The sequence below is a fragment of the Streptomyces sp. NPDC051219 genome (assembly GCF_040682335.1).
GTDB lineage: Bacteria > Actinomycetota > Actinomycetes > Streptomycetales > Streptomycetaceae > Streptomyces.
In genome coordinates this window covers 112,973-131,578 of sequence record NZ_JBFBAS010000003.1, presented here as the reverse complement: position 1 = coordinate 131,578, position 18,606 = coordinate 112,973, and the positions used below count along the sequence as shown (strand labels likewise).

The 18,606-nt window shown below is 69.1% G+C and carries 20 protein-coding genes, 1 tRNA gene and 1 pseudogene; 6 read left to right on the top strand and 16 right to left on the bottom strand.

Translation table 11 applies throughout. The features are described from left to right. Positions 1-74: 74 nt before the first annotated feature. Entirely contained in the window at positions 75-836 is a 762-nt protein-coding gene (locus AB0M62_RS05560; protein ID WP_366072815.1) for a TetR/AcrR family transcriptional regulator C-terminal domain-containing protein, read from the top strand. Positions 837-893: 57 nt separating this feature from the next. On the opposite strand, the gene AB0M62_RS05555 is transcribed toward AB0M62_RS05560, so the two are convergent. The 3 genes and pseudogenes from AB0M62_RS05555 to AB0M62_RS05545 all read right to left on the bottom strand — a co-directional run bounded on the left by AB0M62_RS05555 (position 894) and on the right by AB0M62_RS05545 (position 3,547). Beyond that, positions 894-1,358 carry a PPOX class F420-dependent oxidoreductase gene (locus AB0M62_RS05555; RefSeq protein ID WP_366072814.1) on the bottom strand — a complete coding sequence of 155 codons (465 nt, stop codon included), beginning with the start codon at positions 1,356-1,358 and terminating at the stop codon, positions 894-896. Between the two features lie 94 nt (positions 1,359-1,452). Then, a pseudogene (locus AB0M62_RS05550) lies at positions 1,453-3,051 on the bottom strand (MDR family MFS transporter); the annotation flags it as partial. A gap of 25 nt (positions 3,052-3,076) precedes the next feature. Further along, positions 3,077-3,547: a MarR family winged helix-turn-helix transcriptional regulator gene (locus AB0M62_RS05545; RefSeq protein ID WP_366072813.1), complete on the bottom strand. Its 471-nt coding sequence runs from the start codon at positions 3,545-3,547 to the stop codon at positions 3,077-3,079. Positions 3,548-3,741: 194 nt separating this feature from the next. Between AB0M62_RS05545 and AB0M62_RS05540 the strand changes: the two genes are divergently transcribed. After that, entirely contained in the window at positions 3,742-3,942 is a 201-nt protein-coding gene (locus tag AB0M62_RS05540; protein WP_366072812.1) for a hypothetical protein, read from the top strand. 17 nt (positions 3,943-3,959) lie between these two features. Here the strand turns inward: AB0M62_RS05540 and AB0M62_RS05535 are convergent, their stop codons facing one another. The 9 genes from AB0M62_RS05535 to AB0M62_RS05495 form a co-directional block, all read right to left on the bottom strand. Next, positions 3,960-4,802 (bottom strand): hypothetical protein, encoded by an 843-nt coding sequence (locus AB0M62_RS05535; protein ID WP_366072811.1) that lies wholly within the window; start codon positions 4,800-4,802, stop codon positions 3,960-3,962. 57 nt (positions 4,803-4,859) lie between these two features. Next, positions 4,860-5,708 (bottom strand): RNA polymerase sigma factor SigF, encoded by an 849-nt coding sequence (locus AB0M62_RS05530; RefSeq protein ID WP_366072810.1) that lies wholly within the window; start codon positions 5,706-5,708, stop codon positions 4,860-4,862. Between the two features lie 221 nt (positions 5,709-5,929). Continuing rightward, positions 5,930-6,748, bottom strand: coding sequence for an RNA polymerase sigma factor SigF (locus tag AB0M62_RS05525; protein ID WP_366072809.1), 819 nt, complete (start codon positions 6,746-6,748; stop codon positions 5,930-5,932). A 182-nt stretch (positions 6,749-6,930) separates the two neighbouring features. Next, positions 6,931-7,224 carry a Dabb family protein gene (locus AB0M62_RS05520; protein ID WP_366072808.1) on the bottom strand — a complete coding sequence of 98 codons (294 nt, stop codon included), beginning with the start codon at positions 7,222-7,224 and terminating at the stop codon, positions 6,931-6,933. Positions 7,225-7,277: 53 nt separating this feature from the next. Beyond that, positions 7,278-7,442 (bottom strand): hypothetical protein, encoded by a 165-nt coding sequence (locus tag AB0M62_RS05515; protein ID WP_254370833.1) that lies wholly within the window; start codon positions 7,440-7,442, stop codon positions 7,278-7,280. A gap of 194 nt (positions 7,443-7,636) precedes the next feature. Beyond that, positions 7,637-7,723: transfer RNA gene (locus AB0M62_RS05510), tRNA-Ser, on the bottom strand. Between the two features lie 67 nt (positions 7,724-7,790). Continuing rightward, the gene (gene tadA / locus AB0M62_RS05505; RefSeq protein ID WP_366073061.1) at positions 7,791-8,219 is read right to left on the bottom strand and encodes a tRNA adenosine(34) deaminase TadA; all 429 of its coding nucleotides are present in this window, start codon (positions 8,217-8,219) and stop codon (positions 7,791-7,793) included. A gap of 41 nt (positions 8,220-8,260) precedes the next feature. Next, the gene (locus AB0M62_RS05500; RefSeq protein WP_366073060.1) at positions 8,261-8,809 is read right to left on the bottom strand and encodes a hypothetical protein; all 549 of its coding nucleotides are present in this window, start codon (positions 8,807-8,809) and stop codon (positions 8,261-8,263) included. Positions 8,810-8,995: 186 nt separating this feature from the next. Beyond that, positions 8,996-9,178 carry a hypothetical protein gene (locus AB0M62_RS05495; protein ID WP_366072807.1) on the bottom strand — a complete coding sequence of 61 codons (183 nt, stop codon included), beginning with the start codon at positions 9,176-9,178 and terminating at the stop codon, positions 8,996-8,998. A 105-nt stretch (positions 9,179-9,283) separates the two neighbouring features. On the opposite strand from AB0M62_RS05495, the gene upp reads away from it, so the two are divergent. Beyond that, on the top strand, positions 9,284-9,919 hold the full coding sequence (gene upp, locus AB0M62_RS05490; RefSeq protein WP_366072806.1) for a uracil phosphoribosyltransferase: 636 nt from the start codon (positions 9,284-9,286) through the stop codon (positions 9,917-9,919). Between the two features lie 43 nt (positions 9,920-9,962). Here upp and AB0M62_RS05485 read toward each other — a convergent pair whose 3' ends face one another. Together AB0M62_RS05485 and AB0M62_RS05480 are read right to left on the bottom strand one after the other, a co-directional pair. After that, positions 9,963-10,586, bottom strand: coding sequence for a LytR C-terminal domain-containing protein (locus AB0M62_RS05485; protein WP_366072805.1), 624 nt, complete (start codon positions 10,584-10,586; stop codon positions 9,963-9,965). Between the two features lie 121 nt (positions 10,587-10,707). Then, on the bottom strand, positions 10,708-11,004 hold the full coding sequence (locus AB0M62_RS05480; RefSeq protein WP_096626547.1) for a type II toxin-antitoxin system VapB family antitoxin: 297 nt from the start codon (positions 11,002-11,004) through the stop codon (positions 10,708-10,710). Positions 11,005-11,092: 88 nt separating this feature from the next. Between AB0M62_RS05480 and AB0M62_RS05475 the strand changes: the two genes are divergently transcribed. Further along, positions 11,093-12,691: a helicase HerA-like domain-containing protein gene (locus tag AB0M62_RS05475; RefSeq protein WP_366072804.1), complete on the top strand. Its 1,599-nt coding sequence runs from the start codon at positions 11,093-11,095 to the stop codon at positions 12,689-12,691. Positions 12,692-12,968: 277 nt separating this feature from the next. Here AB0M62_RS05475 and opcA read toward each other — a convergent pair whose 3' ends face one another. Next, entirely contained in the window at positions 12,969-13,895 is a 927-nt protein-coding gene (opcA, locus tag AB0M62_RS05470) for a glucose-6-phosphate dehydrogenase assembly protein OpcA (protein ID WP_366072803.1), read from the bottom strand. A gap of 44 nt (positions 13,896-13,939) precedes the next feature. Further along, on the bottom strand, positions 13,940-14,539 hold the full coding sequence (locus AB0M62_RS05465) for an HhH-GPD-type base excision DNA repair protein (protein WP_366072802.1): 600 nt from the start codon (positions 14,537-14,539) through the stop codon (positions 13,940-13,942). 106 nt (positions 14,540-14,645) lie between these two features. Between AB0M62_RS05465 and AB0M62_RS05460 the strand changes: the two genes are divergently transcribed. Together AB0M62_RS05460 and AB0M62_RS05455 are read left to right on the top strand one after the other, a co-directional pair. After that, positions 14,646-16,871, top strand: a complete 2,226-nt coding sequence (locus AB0M62_RS05460; RefSeq protein WP_366072801.1) for a family 2 encapsulin nanocompartment cargo protein terpene cyclase — start codon at positions 14,646-14,648, stop codon at positions 16,869-16,871. Between the two features lie 735 nt (positions 16,872-17,606). After that, a partial coding sequence (locus AB0M62_RS05455) for a DUF6777 domain-containing protein (protein WP_366072800.1) occupies positions 17,607-18,606 on the top strand: 1,000 nt, incomplete at its 3' end.

Genomic DNA, 18,606 nt, shown 5'->3' with positions numbered 1-18,606 from the left:
TAGCATCAGGCAGAGCGGACTATGGCATTCCAGCCCGCTCGGCCCGGACGACGACGGGACAAGGAGGGTGCGCCATGGCGACTGCGGCCGATCGCGCGAAGGAGCTCGCGCGGACCAGCGTGTGGCTGGAGGGCAAGGCGGCGCCCAAGCGCAGGGCCGAGCAGCCGGCCGGACTCGACCGTAACAAGATCACCGCGGCCACTGTCCTGCTGCTCGACGCGGAGGGGCTGGCCAAGTTCTCCATGCGTCGGCTCGCCGCGAAACTCGGCGTCACGGCGATGTCCGTCTACTGGTACGTCGACACCAAGGACGACCTCCTGGAACTCGCCCTCGACGCGGTCATGGGTGAGGTGCCACTCCCGGGGGAGGGCGACGACGCGGACTGGCGGGACCAGCTACGTGCCCTTGCCACCGGATACCGACGCCTGCTCGTACGGCATCCGTGGGTCTCCCCGCTCATCGGCGAATATCTCAACGTCGGCCCGCACTCGATGGCGTTCTCGACCGCGGTCCAGCGCGTCATGCGCCGGACCGGCCTGCCCTTGCACGGCCAGACCGGCGCGCTCGCGGCGGTCTTCCAGTTCGTGTACGGGTTCGGCGCGGTGGAGGGCCGCTTCGCGCAGCGCTGCGCGGCGGCGGGGATCAGCCAGGACGACTTCTTCCGCCGCGTGTTGGGCACGATCGGCGAAGAGCCGGGCCTGCGCGAGACCTTCCAGGAGTCGGCGGACCTGATGGAGGCGCGCGGCGGCGACACGTTGGAGGAGATGCGGGAGCGGGACTTCCGTTTCGCCTTGGACCTGCTGATCGCGGGCATCGAAGCCAAGCGCGAGCGCTGAGGGCTTCCCGGCCCGAATGACCCGGAAGACGCCCCCGGCCAGGGGGCGAGCCCGGCTCTAGGGGGCGAGCCGGGCCGGGAAACCCCCCTTGGACACCGGCCCCCATCTCACCGGCGTGATGCGGATGACCGACTTGTTCTGCCGCGCCATCGCCTCCCGGTACTCGTCCCAGTCAGGGTGCTCGCCCGCGATGTTGCGGTAGTACTCGACCAGCGGCTCCACCGACTCCGGGGCGTCGACGACCTCCGCCGTGCCGTCGATCTGGACCCACGGGCCGTCCCACTCGTCGGAGAGCACGATCACGCTCACCCGGGGTTCACGTTTCGCGTTCCGGGTCTTGGCACGCTCGGGGTACGTCGAGACCACGATCCGACCCGAGTCGTCGACGCCGCACGTCACCGGGGAGCCCTGCGGGCCGCCGTCGGCACGGGTCGTCAGCAGGACCGCCCGGTGTCTGGGGCGTACGAACTCCAGCAACGGGTCCCTGTCCACGGACGTGTTGGAGGCGATATTGGCGGCCATGCGCCGCACCCTACGGCAGCGCCCCGCCCCGGGCGGCCGGCGCCGCCGTGTCCGCCGTGTGTCGCGCCGGCGCGTTCTCCGTGCCCTGCCCCAGCGCGGGCGCGCGGTCGCCGCCCGGCTTGGTGCTGAGTGTGACCTCCCTGATGAAGAGGGCCAGCAGAAACGCGAGCAGCGCGGATGGCGCCGCGTAGAGGAACACGTCGGCCACGCCGTGCCCGTAAGCGCTCTCGATTACCGTACGGATCGGCGGCGGCAGCCGGTCGAGGTCCGGGATGGCACCGCCGGCGGTCCCGCCGTGGCCCATCGCCGCACCCCGCGGGCCGAGTTCGGCCAGCCCGTCCCTGACGTACTGGGTGACGCGGTTGCCGAGCACCGCGCCCAGCGCCGAGACTCCGATCGCACCGCCGAGCGAGCGGAAGAAGGTGACGACGGAGCTGGCCGCGCCGAGATCCTCGGGGGCCACCTGATTCTGGGTGGCCAGGACGAGGTTCTGCATCATCATGCCTACGCCGAGGCCCACGACCGCCATGTAGACGGCGATGTGCCAGTACGCGGTGTCGTAGCGGATCGTGCCCAGCAGCCCCATGCCCGCCGTGACCAGCGCGCCGCCCGCAACCAGCCAGATCTTCCACCGGCCGGTCCGGGTGATCACCAGACCCGAGACCGTGGATGAGACGAAGAGCCCGCCGATCATCGGGATGGTCATGACTCCGGACATGGTCGGCGACTTGCCGCGGGCCAGCTGGAAGTACTGGCTGAAGAAAACCGTGCCCGCGAACATCGCGATACCCACGAAGAGCGAGGCGAGCGAGGCCAGGGTGATCGTCTTATTGCGGAAGAGCCGCAGCGGGATGATCGGCTCGCTCGCCCTCGACTCGACGTACACGAAGCCCAGGCCGAGCAGCACCGACCCGCCGACCATGGCGTACGTCTGCCACGACATCCAGTCGTACGAGTCACCGGCGAGCGTCACCCAGATCAGCAGCAGCGATACGGCGGCGCTGACGAAGAACGCGCCGGTCCAGTCGACCTTGACGTCCCGCTTCACCACCGGCAGCTTCAGCGTCTTCTGCAGCACGATCAGCGCGAGGACGGCGAAGGGCACGCCCACGTAGAAGCACCAGCGCCAGCCCAGCCGGTCGGTGTCGGTGATGGCCCCGCCCAGGAGCGGGCCGCCGACGGTCGCTACGGCGAACACCGCGCCGAGGTAGCCGCTGTAACGGCCGCGCTCGCGTGGGGAGATCATCGCGGCCATCACGATCTGGGCAAGGGCGGAGAGGCCGCCGACGCCGATGCCCTGGACCACACGGCAGGCGATCAGCATGCCGGTGTCCTGCGAGAGGCCGGCGACGACCGATCCCAGGACGTAGATCACCAGGGATATCTGGACCAGCAGCTTCTTGCTGAAGAGGTCGGCGAGCTTGCCCCAGAGCGGAGTGGTGGCGGTCATCGACAGCAGGGTGGCGGTGACGACCCACGTGTACGCGGACTGGCCGCCGCCGAGGTCGGAGATGATCTCCGGAAGGGCGTTGGAGACGATCGTCGACGAGAGGATCGCGACGAACATGCCGAGCATCAGCCCGGACAGCGCCTCCATGATCTGCCGGTGAGTCATCGGCGTGCCGTCGGGGGCCGGGTGGGTCCCGGGTCCGGCGTGGCCGCCTCGCACACCGGACGGTGTGGTCGAAGCCATGGAGTTCCTTGTCCTTGCTTACGGCTTACGCGGGTGTACGGGTCACTTCCGGATGACGCGGGCCGGGCCCCGGGCCGGAGAAGCTGCCGCGCAGCCGGGCAAGCATCGCGTTCAGCTGTCCGACGTCGTCGTCGGACCAGTCGTCGAGGGCGCGGGCGAGCGCGTCCGTGCAGTGCTCGGCGAGCCTGTCGAGCAGTTCCTTGCCCGCGGGGGTCAGCCGGAGGATGCGGGAGCGCCGGTCGCAGGGGTCCGTGGACCGTTCGATCCAGCCACGCTCGGCGACATGGCTGACGTGCCTGCTGGTGACCGATGTGTCGATGGCGAGCAGTTCGGCCAGCCGGATCAACTGCATCTCGCCATGCCGGTCGAGCAGGTGCAGGACCGCCGCCGGCCCGGCCGGGCATTCGGCGGGCAGCATCCGGGACAGTCCGCGCTTCACCACTCCGACAGCGCTGACCTGCCGGACCAGTTCGGCGTACTGGCTCTGTTCGGCCATGGCCCAGTCCCTCCCGGGGGGTCTTGTTGCTTAGGGCAACCATAGAAGCGGTTGGTTGCTACAGGCAAATTAAAACCGGGCTTCCGGTGGTAAAAGAACCCAAAAGGCTTCACCTGTGCCAGGCCAACTACGCCGACGGCCTTACGCAACCCGGGGGTTGGGCCGGGCGGGCAGGTTCGCTAGGGTCCTGCCCCATGGCACACAACCCCCACACCCCCCAAGGCCCCGGCTCCCACGACCCGGCAGGCAGCACTCAGATGTTCCGCGCCTTCGTCGACGAAGGTGAGCCGCAGCGACCGCAGGCGGCTGCGCAGGCGGGCCCGCGTGTCGGCCTGATTCTCGGCGTCGTCGCCGTACTGGCGGTGCTCGCCGCGGTGGCCTGGCTCGCGCTCTAGGCCCTGTCCGGGCCCGGCTACCGCCAGTCGGCGGAGACGTCCTGCGTCTCGATGTGCATGCCCAGCGGCACCCGCCAGGCGTCCACGCAGACCGTGTACGTCTTCGTCGTCCGCGCCCCCGCCGCGATCGGCGCGGGCAGCGGCTGAGCCGATTCGACGGTCGCCCAGTCCACGCCCAGCGCCCCGATGATGTGCGTCCCGAAGGTGACCGTGCCCGAACGTACCGGTGAGCCGCCGGTGTTGCGGAACTCCACGGTCACCTGCTCGCACCACCGCCTGTCCGCCGTCGCACGCACCGGCGCCCCGAGCGTCAGTACGGCAGGTCCCGGCGGTTGGGCGGGCTTGGCCGGCGGCCTGGTCCCGGGGGCCGTGGGTGCGCTGCCTCCGGACGAGCCGCCGCCTCCCGTACCGCCGCCGGTGCTGCCGCCTCCCGTACCGGTGGACGTACCGCCTTCCGTCCTGCCGCCCGACGAGGTGCCGGACGGGGTGCCCGGCAGCGCGGGGGCGCCGGACGCGTCCTCCGGGCCTCCGCCACCGGTTCCCGGCGGCGCGCCACTCGCGGACCCCCACGACGCCCCGGCCGAAGTCCCGGCCGAAATACCGCCCGAGCCCCCCGGTGAACCGGGCGCGGGCTTCGGGGACGAGGTCGAGGACGTGCGGTTGCCGTCCAGCGGCACAAGCTCGACCTCACCCCTGGGCGGTACGGCCTTCGTGGGCGCGCGCTCAGGTCCGCCGCCCAGCGCCAGGAAGCCGTCCTGTCCCTCACCGCTGAAGCCCGCCGCCAGGCCGCCCAGGAACAGGGCGGCCGCCAAGGCGCCGATCACCACGCCCCGGCGGCCGTTCACGGATAGACGTCGCATCGCGCCAGTCTGGCTGACGGGGCGTCAATGCGGAACCCCGCCCGCGCGACCACCGGATCAGTCGGCGATCAGCCCTTCCCTGAGCTGCGCGAGCGTACGGGTGAGCAGTCGCGAGACGTGCATCTGCGAGATACCGACCTCCTCGCCGATCTGCGACTGGGTCATGTTCGCGAAGAAGCGAAGCATGATGATCTGGCGCTCCCGTGGCGGGAGTTTGGCCAGCAGCGGCTTGAGCGACTCGCGGTACTCGACACCTTCCAGCGCCGTGTCCTCGTATCCCAGCCGGTCCGCCAGTGAACCCTCACCGCCGTCGTCCTCGGGTGAGGGCGAGTCGAGCGAGGACGCCGTGTAGGCGTTGCCCACCGCCAGGCCGTCGACGACATCCTCCTCCGACACGCCCAGTACGGCGGCGAGTTCGGGGACGGTCGGCGACCGGTCCAGCTTCTGGGCCAGCTCGTCGCTCGCCTTGGTCAGCGCGAGCCGCAGCTCCTGGAGCCGGCGCGGTACCCGCACGGACCACGAGGTGTCGCGGAAGAAGCGCTTGATCTCGCCCACGACGGTCGGCATGGCGAACGTCGGGAACTCCACACCACGTTCGCAGTCGAAGCGGTCGATCGCCTTGATCAGGCCGATGGTGCCGACCTGGACGATGTCCTCCATCGGCTCGTTCCGGCTGCGGAAGCGGGCGGCGGCATACCGCACCAGCGGCAGGTTGAGCTCGATGAGCGTGTCCCGTACGTAGGTCCGCTCAGGGCTGTCCGTCGCTTCCGCGTCCAGCACGCGAAGCCGCAGGAACAGGGAGCGGGACAGGGTGCGGGTGTCGATGGCTTCCGAGCTGGTGCGGAGCACGTCGGGTGCGCTCTTCGTGAGCGTGAGCACCTTCGAGCTGCCCTGTTCTACGGACATGCCACCCCCTTGAGGTCGCGGACGGTCGCGTCGGGCGCGCCCATCGGAGGAACGCAGCCCCCACCTGAATACCGGAGGAGAAGCTGCGGCAAACGCGGTTCCAGCAGAATGTCACATGTCGGCAACACGCTGTAGCGCCAAGTCGACATATCTGCGCAGGAACGAGGGGGTCTGGGCGATTTCTGTCGGGAACAGCGGAAAACCGGCTCCACTCGTTCCGGCTACGCCTCGATCCGATTTGCGGATCTGAGCCGCGCGAAGCTTCTGGCCAGCAACCTCGATACGTGCATTTGCGAGACGCCGAGTTCGGCACTGATCTGCGATTGCGTCAGATTGCTGTAGTACCGCAGCAGCAGGATCCGCTGCTCCCGCTCGGGCAGTTGTACGAGCAGGTGCCGTACGAGGTCCCGGTGCTCCACTCCGGCCAGCGCCGGATCCTCGTAACCCAGCCTGTCCAGCAGTCCTGGCAGCCCGTCACCCTCCTGCGCCGCCTCCAGGGAGGTCGCGTGGTACGAGCGGCCGGCCTCGATGCAGGCGAGGACCTCCTCCTCAGTGATCCGCAGCCGCTCCGCGATCTCCGCGGTGGTGGGTGTGCGGCCGTGAGCGGTTGTCAGGTCCTCGGTGGCGCCGTTCACCTGGACCCAGAGCTCGTGCAACCGCCGGGGCACATGCACGGTGCGGACGTTGTCCCGGAAGTACCGCTTGATCTCGCCGACGACGGTGGGCATCGCGAAGGTCGGGAACTGCACTCCGCGCTCGGGGTCGAAGCGGTCGATCGCGTTGATGAGGCCGATGGTGCCGACCTGGACGACGTCCTCCATGGGCTCGTTCCGGCTGCGGAAGCGGGCGGCGGCGTAGCGCACCAGCGGCAGGTTGGCCTCGATCAGCGCTCCGCGCACCCGGGCGTGCTCCGGAGTGCCTCGCTCCAGGTCCTTCAGCTCGCCGAAGAGGACCTGCGTCAGCGCCCGGGTGTCAGCGCCCCTGCTTCTGACCGGAGCCTCTTCCTGGGGCGGCGCTTGAGGCGCAGTACTGGCCGGCAAGGTCACGCCACCCCTTCGTGGTCAAACTCAGTCGGTCAAACTCAGTCAACTCATCCGTCAAAAGCGGTCATAGCATCACAAGACATGTGCACTGTGTGCAAGCACCGCATAACACCGTGTTGTGCGGATGAGCAGCAAAAAGCCCCTCACCCGACGGGTGAGGGGCAGGTGCCGGCGGCGGCTCAGAACTCGTAGTCGGCGATCACCCATGTGGCGAACTCGCGCCACTGTCCGGCGGCCGCCTGATGGGCCGGGTGTTCGATGTAGCGCTTCAGCGCCTCGGCGTCCCGGACGGCGGAGTTGATCGCGAAGTCGTACGCGATGGGCCGGTCGGTGATGTTCCAGCCGCATTCCCAGAACTCCAGCTCCGGGACGATGCCGCCGAGCTCCTCGAAGGCCTGGGCAGCGGCGGCGACGCGGGGCTCGTCGCGCGCGACGCCCTCGTCGAGCTTGAAGAGGACCAGATGGCGGATCAAGGTGGGGACTCCTTATGGACCGTAGGATCAGCGCGCCGGCGCTGCACTCCGGCTCAGCGCACCAGCTCGGTCATGAACTCCCCGACACCCTGCGCGGCGCTCGAAATGCCCTCGAACCCTATCTGGACGAAGTCCGCGGCCTGGGCGGGGGAGGTGATGATCGTGTACAGCACGAAGACCACGACGGCGTACAACGCGAGCTTCTTCGTCTGCACCATCCGTACGGCCTCCCCTGACCGGTCGCCCCATGCGAAGTCGCGTGAGTCTATCCGGTCCTGTTCGACCGCCCACCTGCCCTGCAGGGTCTCCCAAAAGCCCCCGCTGCCCGGTCACATGAGACCAGTGCCGGCGCCGGGCACGACAACGGCCCCGATCCGTGCGGGATCGGGGCCGTTGTCCGTACTGCTGAGAGCGGTAGCGGTGGGATTTGAACCCACGGAGGAGTTGCCCCCTCACACGCTTTCGAGGCGTGCTCCTTAGGCCGCTCGGACACGCTACCGAGAGAGAGCTTAGCCCACGCGGGGCCGTGCTCCGAAATCCGTGTCCCCGCGCCGCCCCTCGCAGCCTCAGCGGTCCCGGAAGAACGCGGTGAGCTGCGCGGAGCACTCCGCCTCCAGCACGCCGCGCACGACCTCCGGACGGTGGTTGAGCCGGCGGTCGCGAACCACGTCCCAGAGGGAGCCGGCAGCGCCCGCCTTCTCGTCCGGCGCGCCGTAGACCACCCGCTCCACCCGGGACTGCACGAGTGCGCCCGCGCACATCGTGCAGGGCTCCAGGGTGACCACGAGTGTGCATCCGCTCAGCCGCCACTCCCCGACGGCCGTGGCGGCCCGGCGTATCGCCAGCACCTCCGCATGTGCCGTCGGGTCGCCCGTCACCTCGCGTTCGTTGTGGCCCGCCGCGAGCAGCGAGCCGTCCGGGGCCAGCACGACGGCGCCGACCGGCACATCGCCGGCCTTCGCCGCGCGCGCCGCCTCGTCCAGCGCCAGGCGCATGGGCGCCTGCCACGGGTCATGTACAGGGTCGGGCCAGGTCACTAGCGGACGGTCTCCAGGACCTCGGCGGCTCCCAGCGCTTCGGCGATGTCGCTGAGCGCTTCGGTGCCGAGGGACAGCAGCTCCTTTTCGGACATTCCGAGGTCGGTGAGGATCTGGCGGTCACCGAGGGGGCCGGACGGAACCGTCTCGCCGGAGACGACGGACTCCTCGTCCGACTCGTCGACCTCTTCGTCCGGTTCACCGTCCTCCGTGCCGTCGAGGTCCACGAGCTCTTCGAGGGCGTCCAAGTCCTCGCCGGCCCCGGGCTCCCGCCCGAGCAGTTCGTCGGTGAGCAGGATCTCCCCGTACGAACTGCGGGCAGCGGCGGCCGCGTCCGAGAGGTAGATGCGAGGGTCCTCCTCGCCGTCCACCCGGACGATGCCGAACCATGCGTCTTCCTGCTCGATGAAGACGAGCACGGTGTCCTCGTCGGCCGTGGCCTCACGGGCCAGGTCGGTCAGATCGGACAACGTCTCGACGTCGTCGAGCTCTGTGTCGCTCGCTTCCCACCCGTCTTCGGTGCGCGCGAGCAGTGCGGCGAAGTACACCGTGACTCTCCCACTGGTCATAGGCGTGCCGGTTGGGGGTCCCCCCGGCCGGAGGTGGGAGAGGTAGAAGCAGCTGTTCCGCTGCTCTGCGCCCCGCCCACTCGGAATCGTGGCAGAAACGACGGCTCTGCGAGAGGTCTTCGCGCGTGCGTCGGGCACAGTCCTGTGAGATTCGCCGTAGTCGGCTCACCACCGGAAGGTGCGCATGCGCATCTGCTGGCGCATCCGCGCGGCCCTGGCCCGCCTCGGCTGCACGCGGTCGCGCAGCTCCTTGGCCTCGTTCAGCTCCCGGAGGAACTTGGCCCGGCGCGCTCGGCGCTCCGACTCAGTCTCCTGCAGAGCCTGCTGCTCCTGCTCCCGGTCCGGCATCGGTCACACCACCCCAAGGCATGGGTCCGTACGACCCCAGCTTCCCCCGAACAGCGGGTTTGATGCCAGAGCGGGGTGCCCTGGAGCCCGGTTACTGTGGTGTCCATGCGGATCCATGTCGTCGACCACCCGCTGGTGGCGCACAAACTCACCACACTGCGCGACAAGCGCACCGACTCCCCGACCTTCCGGCGCCTCGCCGACGAGCTGGTCACCCTGCTCGCGTACGAGGCCACCAGGGATGTGCGCACCGAACAGGTCGACATCGAGACCCCGGTCACGCCGACGACGGGCGTGAAGCTCTCGCACCCGCGGCCGCTCGTCGTGCCGATCCTGCGCGCGGGCCTGGGCATGCTCGACGGCATGATGCGGCTGCTGCCGACCGCCGAGGTGGGCTTCCTGGGCATGATCCGCAACGAGGAGACCCTCGAGGCCTCCACGTACGCGACGCGCATGCCGGAGGACCTCTCCGGCCGTCAGGTCTACGTCCTGGACCCGATGCTGGCCACCGGCGGCACACTGGTCGCCGCGATCCAAGAGCTGATCAAGCGCGGCGCAGACGATGTCACCGCCGTGGTCCTGCTGGCGGCTCCCGAGGGCGTCGAGCTCATGGAGCGCGAGCTGGCCGGCACGCCGGTGACTGTGGTGACCGCTGCTGTGGACGAGCGGCTCAACGAGCACGGCTACATCGTGCCCGGCCTCGGTGACGCCGGAGACCGCATGTACGGGACCGCTGTCTAGTCCCCGCTTCGATCCCCGCTCCGACTGCGGGCGGAATCGTTTCTCAGCACTTCGGGGAGGACGCCGGAGCGGGGTTGGCCAGTGCGGCCAGGGCCCGGTCGGCGTCCTCCTTCTTGCTGAGCTCCTTGAACGCCGTGCCCAGGATCAGGTCGACGTCCTCGGTCTCCCGCGCGTCCGTCTTCTGCTGAGCTCCGGCCAGCTGCGCACCCAGTACGGCGAAGGCGCCCTGGGTGGCCTGCGGGGGACCCAGCAGCATTCCGGTCCCGGCGACCTTCTTGTCGTACAACTCGGGCGCGTTGCCCACCTGGCCGACGGCGAAGCCTCGCTTCTTCAGCTCCTCGGCCGCCGCCTTGGCCAGGCCGCTGCGAGGGGTTGCGTTGTAGACGTTGACCTTGATCTGGGCCGGTCGGGGCAGCGACCGCGCAGGCAGGGGCGCCGGGGAGGCCTTGGAGGGCTTGCACGCGGCCTTGGCGACCGTGGCCGACCTGGTGCCGTTGCCCGTGAACACGTCAATGAGCTGCGACGTTCCCCAGCCGATCAGCCCGACCGCGAGGGCCGATCCGGTCACGGCGGCAGCGAGTCGGCGTCGGGGGCGGCGCATCCGCGGGTACTTGTCGCCCGTGATGCGGTACTTTCCGCCCATGCCGGGGGGAGTGAGCATGCTCATGGGCGCAGCGTAGTGCGGCCCGCTGGCAATGCCTACTAAATGATCAATGATTGAAGGCCGATCCGACCGAAAGGCTCAACGCGCAGCGTGTCGGCTGGGCCGGTCGGCCCCTTCGGGCCCCTCAGCCCAGGTCGAGCACGCGAGCGTGCAGCACCTGGCGCTGTTGCAGGGCCGCGCGCACGGCCCGGTGCAGGCCGTCCTCGAGGTACAGGTCGCCCTGCCACTTCACGACGTGGGCGAACAGGTCCCCGTAGAAGGTCGAGTCCTCTGCGAGCAGCGTCTCGAGGTCCAGCTGCCCCTTGGTCGTCACCAACTGGTCGAGCCGGACCGGGCGCGGCGCGACGTCCGCCCACTGCCGGGTGCTTTCCCGGCCATGGTCGGGGTAGGGCCGCCCGTTTCCGATGCGCTTGAAGATCACACGGAGAGCCTACCGGTCAAGCGCCTCCGGGCGCAGCCATGACGGCGCGGTGCAAAAGTGGCAAACAACGCCTATATGGGAGTGAGACATGAGTGGAACCACGCCCTCCGCCAGCCCTGCGGCCGAGATCGCCCAGGGTTACGCCTTCAGTGGTGCCGCGCTCGACCTGGGTGCCCTGCTCTGGGAGGGCGCGTGTCTGCCGGAGAACCGGATCCGTATCCCGCTGGGCATGCTCAACCGTCACGGCCTTGTCGCGGGCGCCACCGGTACCGGGAAGACCAAGACGCTGCAGCTGATCGCCGAGCAGCTGTCGGCCAACGGAGTGCCGGTCTTCCTCGCCGACATCAAGGGTGATGTGTCCGGAATCTCCGCTCCAGGAGAGGCCAACGACAGGATCCGGGAACGAGCCGGAGATGTCGCCCAGGAGTGGGAGGGGACCGGATACCCGTGCGAGTTCTACTCGCTCGGCGGCATCGGCCCCGGCATCCCCGTGCGCGCGACCGTCACCAGCTTTGGGCCGGTCCTGATGTCGAAGGTGCTGGAGCTCAACCGGACGCAGGAGCAGTCGCTCGGACTGATCTTCCACTACGCCGACTCCAAGGGGCTCGAACTCATCGACCTCAAGGACCTGAGGGCCGTCGTAGCCTTCCTCGTCTCGGACGAGGGCAGGGCCGAACTCAAGGGGATCGGCGGTCTGTCCACGGTCACCGCCGGCGTCATCCTCAGGGCGCTGACCGCCTTCGAGCAGCAGGGTGCCGGCTCCTTCTTCGGTGAGCCCGAGTTCGACACGGGTGACTTCCTGCAGATCCGCCCGGACGGGGGTGGCCTGGTATCCGTGCTGGAGCTGGCCGCCGTGCAGGACAAGCCGCAGCTCTTCTCCACCTTTCTGATGTGGCTGCTTGCGGATCTCTTCCACGACCTGCCCGAGGTGGGCGACCTGGACCGGCCCAAGCTGGTGTTCTTCTTCGACGAGGCGCATCTGCTGTTCAACGGCGCGTCCAAGGCGTTCCTGCAGTCCCTCACCCAGACCGTGCGGCTGATCCGCTCCAAGGGCGTCGGCATCTTCTTCGTCACCCAGACTCCGAAGGACGTCCCCGGGGATGTGCTGGCCCAGCTGGGCAACCGGGTCCAGCACGCGCTGCGCGCCTTCACCCCGGACGACGCCAAGGCGCTGAAGGCGACCGTGAAGACCTTCCCGGACTCGGAGTACGACCTCGAGGAGCTGCTCACCCAGCTCGGTACCGGCGAGGCGGTCATCACCGTATTGAGTGAAAGGGGTGCCCCCACTCCGGTCGCGGCGACCCGGCTGCGTGCCCCGCAGTCGCTCATGGGACCGATCGACACCGCGGCACTCGACCGGGCGGTCAAGGGTTCGCCGCTCCACTCCCGGTATGCGACAGCCCTCGACCGCGAATCGGCATACGAGAAGCTCAGCGCCGAGCAGCAGGCGGCCGAGGCCGCCGCCGTGCGGGCCGCCGAGGAGGCCGAGCGGGCCGAGCGGGCCGAGCAGGCGAAGGCGGAAGGCCGGGCGGGAAGGCCGGGCAGGGCGGCGCAGAAACGGGACGACTCGCTTGCCGAGCAGATCGCGGGCAGCGGTGTGTTCAAGTCGCTGGCCCGCTCGATCGGGACCCAGCTGGGACGGGAGATCTCCCGGTCGATCTTCGGCACCGCCCGCCGCAGGCGCTGAATCGACCGGACTTCCGGGCCGGGGAAGCACCTGCGGCCGGTCGCCCGGACTCGTAGATTCGTGCTCATGAACACGAAGACGAAGGCGGTCCTGACCCGCACCGATGCTGCCGGGGCCTCACCGACGCCCCCGGCAGCCTGATCACGCTGCTTGCCGACACGGACATCACGGGCGCAGCGCTCACCTGCCACACCGCGCACCGGCTGCTCGGCCGGGCGCACGACGGCCGGGCCGACGTCCAGGACATCAAGGACTCCGCCGAGCGGTTCGACAACCACTACGTCAACAGCTCCGCCTGGCGTGAGCGCAACGCCGAAGCGTAGACCTCGTCCGCGTCGAGCCGGCGCATCTCCTCCGCGATCAGCTCGGCGGTGGTACGGATCTTGAGGGCGACCCCGCGGTCGGGCCTGCCGGGCACGCCGAGAGTGGCGAGCGCACCGTACGGCCGGTCGAGCCGGATTTCGCCGTCCTCCGTCAGCATCCGCACGCACGTGATGACCGGACCGTCCGTGACGACCCGCTCGACCGGTACGACGAGTCGGTCCGCCAGCCACCGCGCCAGCAGTTCGGCACTCGGGTTCCCCTCCTCGCTCTCCACGACCGCGCCGGTCACCTTCGCCGGCTTCTGGTCGAGGGCGGCGGCCAGCAGTGAGCGCCACGGGGTGAGCCGGGTCCAGGACAGGTCGGTGTCGCCGGGGGCGTAGGAGGTGGCGCGGAGCCGGAGCTCGGCGAGCGGGTCTTCGACGGCGTACGCGTCGGTGATCCGGCGCTGCGCGAGCGTGCCGATCTCGTCCAGGGCCACGTGGGCCGGCGCGTCCACCGGCCACCAGGCCACGACGGGTGCATCCGGCAGCAGGAGCGGGAGGACCACCGAGCCGGCGTGCTCGATGAGTTCGCCGTGCAGCCGCAGCAGCACGACCTCGCCGGTGCCGGCGTCCGCACCGACGCGGAGTTCGGCGTCGAGCCTGGTTTCGTGCCGCCGCTGATGGCTTCGGGCGGGGCGTTTGATGACGGCGAGAATGCGGCAGGGATGCTCGCGGGAGGCGTCGGTGGCGGCCTTGACCGCGTCGTACGCGTTCTCCTCGTCGGTGACCACGACCAGGGTGAGCACCATGCCCATGGTGGGGCTGCCCATGGACCTGCGGGCAGCCAGCAGCGCGGAGTTGACCTTGCTGGAGGTGGTGCTCGTGAGTTCTGTCTTCATGCCCTGCGACCTGCCCAAGCACAGTCCACCGTAAGACTCTTCCATCAGAGGGTGCCCCTTGCGCTCTTCGCGGCCTTGGCCGCCTGCTTCGCCTCCTGCTTGTACGCCCGGACCTTGGCCAGCGACTCGGGGCCCGTGATGTCCGCCGCCGAGCGGTACGAGCCCTGCTCACCGTACGGTCCGGCCGCCTCGCGCCACCCGCGGGGCTGTACGCCGAACTGTTTGCCGAGCAGTGCCAGGAAGATCTGCGCCTTCTGCTGCCCGAAGCCGGGGAGCGCCTTCAGCCGCTCCAACAGCTCCTTGCCACTCGTGACGCCTTCCCACACCGCACGCGCGTCGCCGTCGTAGTGCTCGACGAGGTACTGGCACAGCTGCTGTACGCGCTTGGCCATCGAGCCCGGATAGCGGTGCACGGCGGGCTTCTCCGACAGCAGCGCGGCGAACGCCTCGGGGTCCGCAGTGGAGATCCGGTGTGCGTCGAGATCGTCGCCGCCCATGCGCTGGGCGATGGTGTACGGGCCGGAGAACGCCCACTCCATGGGGACCTGCTGATCCAGCAGCATTCCCACCAGAGCGGCCAGTGGACTGCGGCCGAGCAGTGCGTCGGCGTCGGGCTGCTGGGCAAGCCGAATCGTGATGTCCATCCCTCGATGATCCCGTTTATATGACTGTTTTGCGCGGCGGGTAGCCGCAGGTGGCCGGGGGTAGTGCTGGGCCGACCGGGTGGTGGTTGTCAGGAGGGGCGGCTCAGTGACTCAGCCTTTTGAATTGCCGGATTTCTATATGCCGTATCCGGCGCGGCTCAATCCGCATCTTGAGGAGGCGCGGGAGCACACCAGGAAATGGGCCCGTGAGATGGGGATGCTCGAGGGGTCGGGGATCTGGGAGGAGAGCGACCTCGAGTCCCACGACTATGCGCTGCTGTGCTCCTACACCCACCCCGACTGCGGCGGGCCCGAGCTTTCCCTGGTGACCGACTGGTATGTGTGGGTTTTCTTCTTCGACGACCACTTCTTGGAGATCTTCAAGCGAACCCAGGACCGGGAGGGCGGCAAAGCCTATCTGGACCGGCTGCCCCTCTTCATGCCGATGAATCTCGGAGCCGAGATCCCGGAGCCGGCCAATCCGGTCGAGGCGGGCCTGGCCGACCTGTGGACCCGTACGGTCCCCAGTATGTCCATGGCCTGGCGGGAGCGGTTCGCCGAGAGCACGAAGAACCTGCTCAACGAATCCCTCTGGGAACTGTCGAACATCAATGCCGGCCGGATCGCTAACCCCGTCGAGTACATCGAGATGCGCCGCAAGGTGGGCGGCGCGCCGTGGTCGGCCGGGCTGGTGGAATTCGCGGCCGGTGCCGAAGTCCCCGACGCGATCGCGGAGTCCCGGCCGCTCAGGGTCCTCAGGGACACGTTCTCCGATGGTGTGCACCTGCGCAACGATCTGTTCTCCTACCAGCGGGAGGTCGAGGACGAGGGAGAACTCAGCAACGGCGTGCTCGTGCTGGAAACCTTCCTGGGCTGTACGACGCAGGAGGCCGCGGATGCCGTCAACGACCTGCTGACCTCCCGCCTCCAGCAGTTCGAGAGCACGGTCTTCACGGAACTCGGCCCGCTCTTCGCCGAGAAGGCGGTCGACCCGCAGAGCGCCGCCGCGACCCTCGCGTACGTGAAGGGGCTGCAGGACTGGCAGTCCGGCGGCCATCAATGGCACATGCGCTCCAGTCGCTATATGAACGGCGGCGGGGCCGCCCCGGCCGGCGGGACGTCGTTCTCGATGGTGCCGGTGGGACTCGGCACCTCTGCCGCCGACATCGCCAAGAGCATCGGTGCGGGTGCCCCCGCCCGGTTCCGCAGCTACACCCACGTCCCCTTCCAGAAGGTGGGCCCGTCCCGGCTGCCCGACTTCGACATGCCTTTCGCCACCACGCTCAGCCCGTTCCTCGAGACGGCACGTACCAACATCGTCGAGTGGGCCCACCGGATGGGAATGCTCGAGGACGTGTGGGACGAGCAGAAGCTCATCGCGTACGATCTTCCTCTCTGTTCCGCCGGCATCCACCCGGACGCGACGGCCGAGGAACTGGACCTGACGTCGGGATGGCTGACCTGGGGCACGTACGGCGACGACTACTTTCCCGCCGTCTACGGGCATGCGCGGAACCTGGCGGGCGCGAAGGCGTGCAACGAACGGCTGTCGGAGTTCATGCCGCTCGACTGCGTCCCGACCGCCGTACCGACGACCGCGCTGGAGCGTGGTCTGGCCGATCTCTGGGCCCGTACGGCGGGCCCCATGGACCTGGACGCCCGGCGTACCTTCCGTACCGCCGTCGAGGACATGACCGAAAGCTGGTTGTGGGAGCTCGCGAACCAGGCCCAGAACCGCATCCCCGACCCTGTCGACTACATCGAGATGCGCCGGATGACCTTCGGCTCCGATCTCACGATGAGCCTGTCCCGGCTGGCCCACGGCCGTCGGGTCCCGCCCGCGATCTATGCGAGCGGGCCCATGCAGTCCCTGGAGAACGCCGCTGCCGACTACGCCGCTCTGCTGAACGACACCTTCTCGTACCAGAAGGAGATCGAGTTCGAGGGCGAGGTCCACAACTGCGTCCTGGTCGTGCAGAACTTCTTCAACTGCGACTATCCCACCGCGCTCTCCGTCGTCGACGACCTGATGAAGTCGCGGATGCGGCAGTTCCAGCATGTCGCCGCCAACGAACTCCCCGTCCTGTACGACGACTTCGACCTGGACCAGGATGCCCGCCGAGTCCTGGACGGCTATGTGGAGGAGCTCCGGAACTGGATGGCCGGCATCCTGATCTGGCACGCGGGGTGCCGCCGCTACCAGGAGGCCGACCTCCTGCGGAACAACCGCGGACACCGGATGATCCCGGCACCGCTCACCGGGCCCGGTATGTCGGCGGCGCGGATCGTGCTGAGCGCCGCTGCTCTGACCACGCCCGCCCGAACACCGTGACCGCGCCGGCCGGGGCGCGGTCGGCGCACGGCTCACCCCGGCGTGCCCCATAACGAGGCCGGTCGGCGGGGCCCGGGCGGTGGAGCCACCGAGCCGGCCGAGAGCGCCCATGACGCATCCACCACTGCCATCTCCGCCGGCTTCACAGTGGGCGCCTGCGGGGTACTCGGTCGCAGGGCACGCGGCCGGTTGAGCCGGCAACGGCATCGGAAGCCGAGACGGAGAACGACGAAGGCCCGGCCGGTTCCCGGCCGGGCCTTCCGTCTGTCAAGTCCCGAAAAGCAGCGGCATGACGCGATCCGAGGGCCGGGGCTTACTGGAGACCCGGCTCGTGCAGCTGGCCTACCCGCATCGTCCGGAACAGCCCGGGCGGTGCGCTTCGTGGGACTCTGCACCCTTTCTCACGGCAGGCGAATTTCCACGATTCATGCCTCCACGGAGGGAGTCCATACTGGCTATTAGGAGCGAGCAAATGAGACTAAACATCATCTTCCCGATTCCCTATGTCTGGGGGAGAGTGTCGTGAGTTCCATACCTCCTCCGTCCGAGCGCCCCACCGGCCCTCCGTCCGGTCCGCTGTCCGGCCGTCCGACAGATGAGCAGGTGGCACCCCCGCCGGCGCCCCCACCCCCACCACAGGGGCCTCCCGGGCCGCCGACCGTCATAGACGAACCGGATGAGCCGGGTGGGCGCGGCGAAGGGCCGTCGTCCTGGTGGCGGGCCCGCAGGACTCTGGTGAGCGCCAGTACTGCTGTGGTCGTGGTGACGGCGGTGATTGTCGCCTTCACCGTCATGGGCGGGGGAAGCAAAGGTGGCGGAGAGATCTTCCTTCAGGCCGCCGCGGCCGCCGGGCCCGATCCGTTCACCCCCTCTACGGCCAGACAGGCCGAGGGCACCCCAACCCCCGGTACGGCGAAGACCGGCGGGAACGGCACGCGCACTCTTCAGGTCAACGGTGCTCACCCGGGCCTGTACGGGGGCACGCGGAACGTCGCGAGCTGCGACGTCGAGAAGCAGATCAAGTTCCTCACGGAGAACAAGGACAAGGGGAAGGCCTTCGCCGGCGCCTCGGGTATCCAGCAGGCGGACATCCCCTCTCATCTGCGGTCACTGACGCCCGTCCGGCTGAGCTGGGACACCCGAGTGACCAACCACGGGTACAAGGACAAGGCGGCCACCAGTAATCAGGCGATTCTGCAGGCCGGTACGGCCGTCCTGGTCGACGACCGCGCTGTGCCGCGTGTCCGCTGCGCTTGCGGCAACCCGCTGAGCCCGCCCGTCGCGGTCGAGGGCAAGCAGAAGTACACCGGCCGCCAGTGGTCGTCGTTCCGGCCCTCCAGCCTCGTCGCGGTCGCACCCGCAGAGAAGCCGATGAAGACCGTCACGATGTTCGACCAGGACCGCAAGGGCTGGTTCGAGCGCCCGAGCGGAGACCATCTGGGCCGCGGTGACCACGAGGTTCCTCCCCCGAAGGGCCAAACCCCGGGTTCGGAGTTCCCAGTCCTGCCGCCGCCCTCTTCCGGATCGCTGGAGGAATCCCCGGATAACGAGGACAAGGACGAGGACCGGGACAAGAAGAGGAACGAAGACGGGGACGGGAACAAGAAGAAGGACGATCCGCCTGCGCCGCCGCCTGGGGACGATCCGCCTGCGCCGCCGCCTGGGGACGATCCGCCTGCGCCGCCGCCTGGGGACGATCCGCCTGCGCCGCCGCCTGGGGACGATCCGCCTGCGC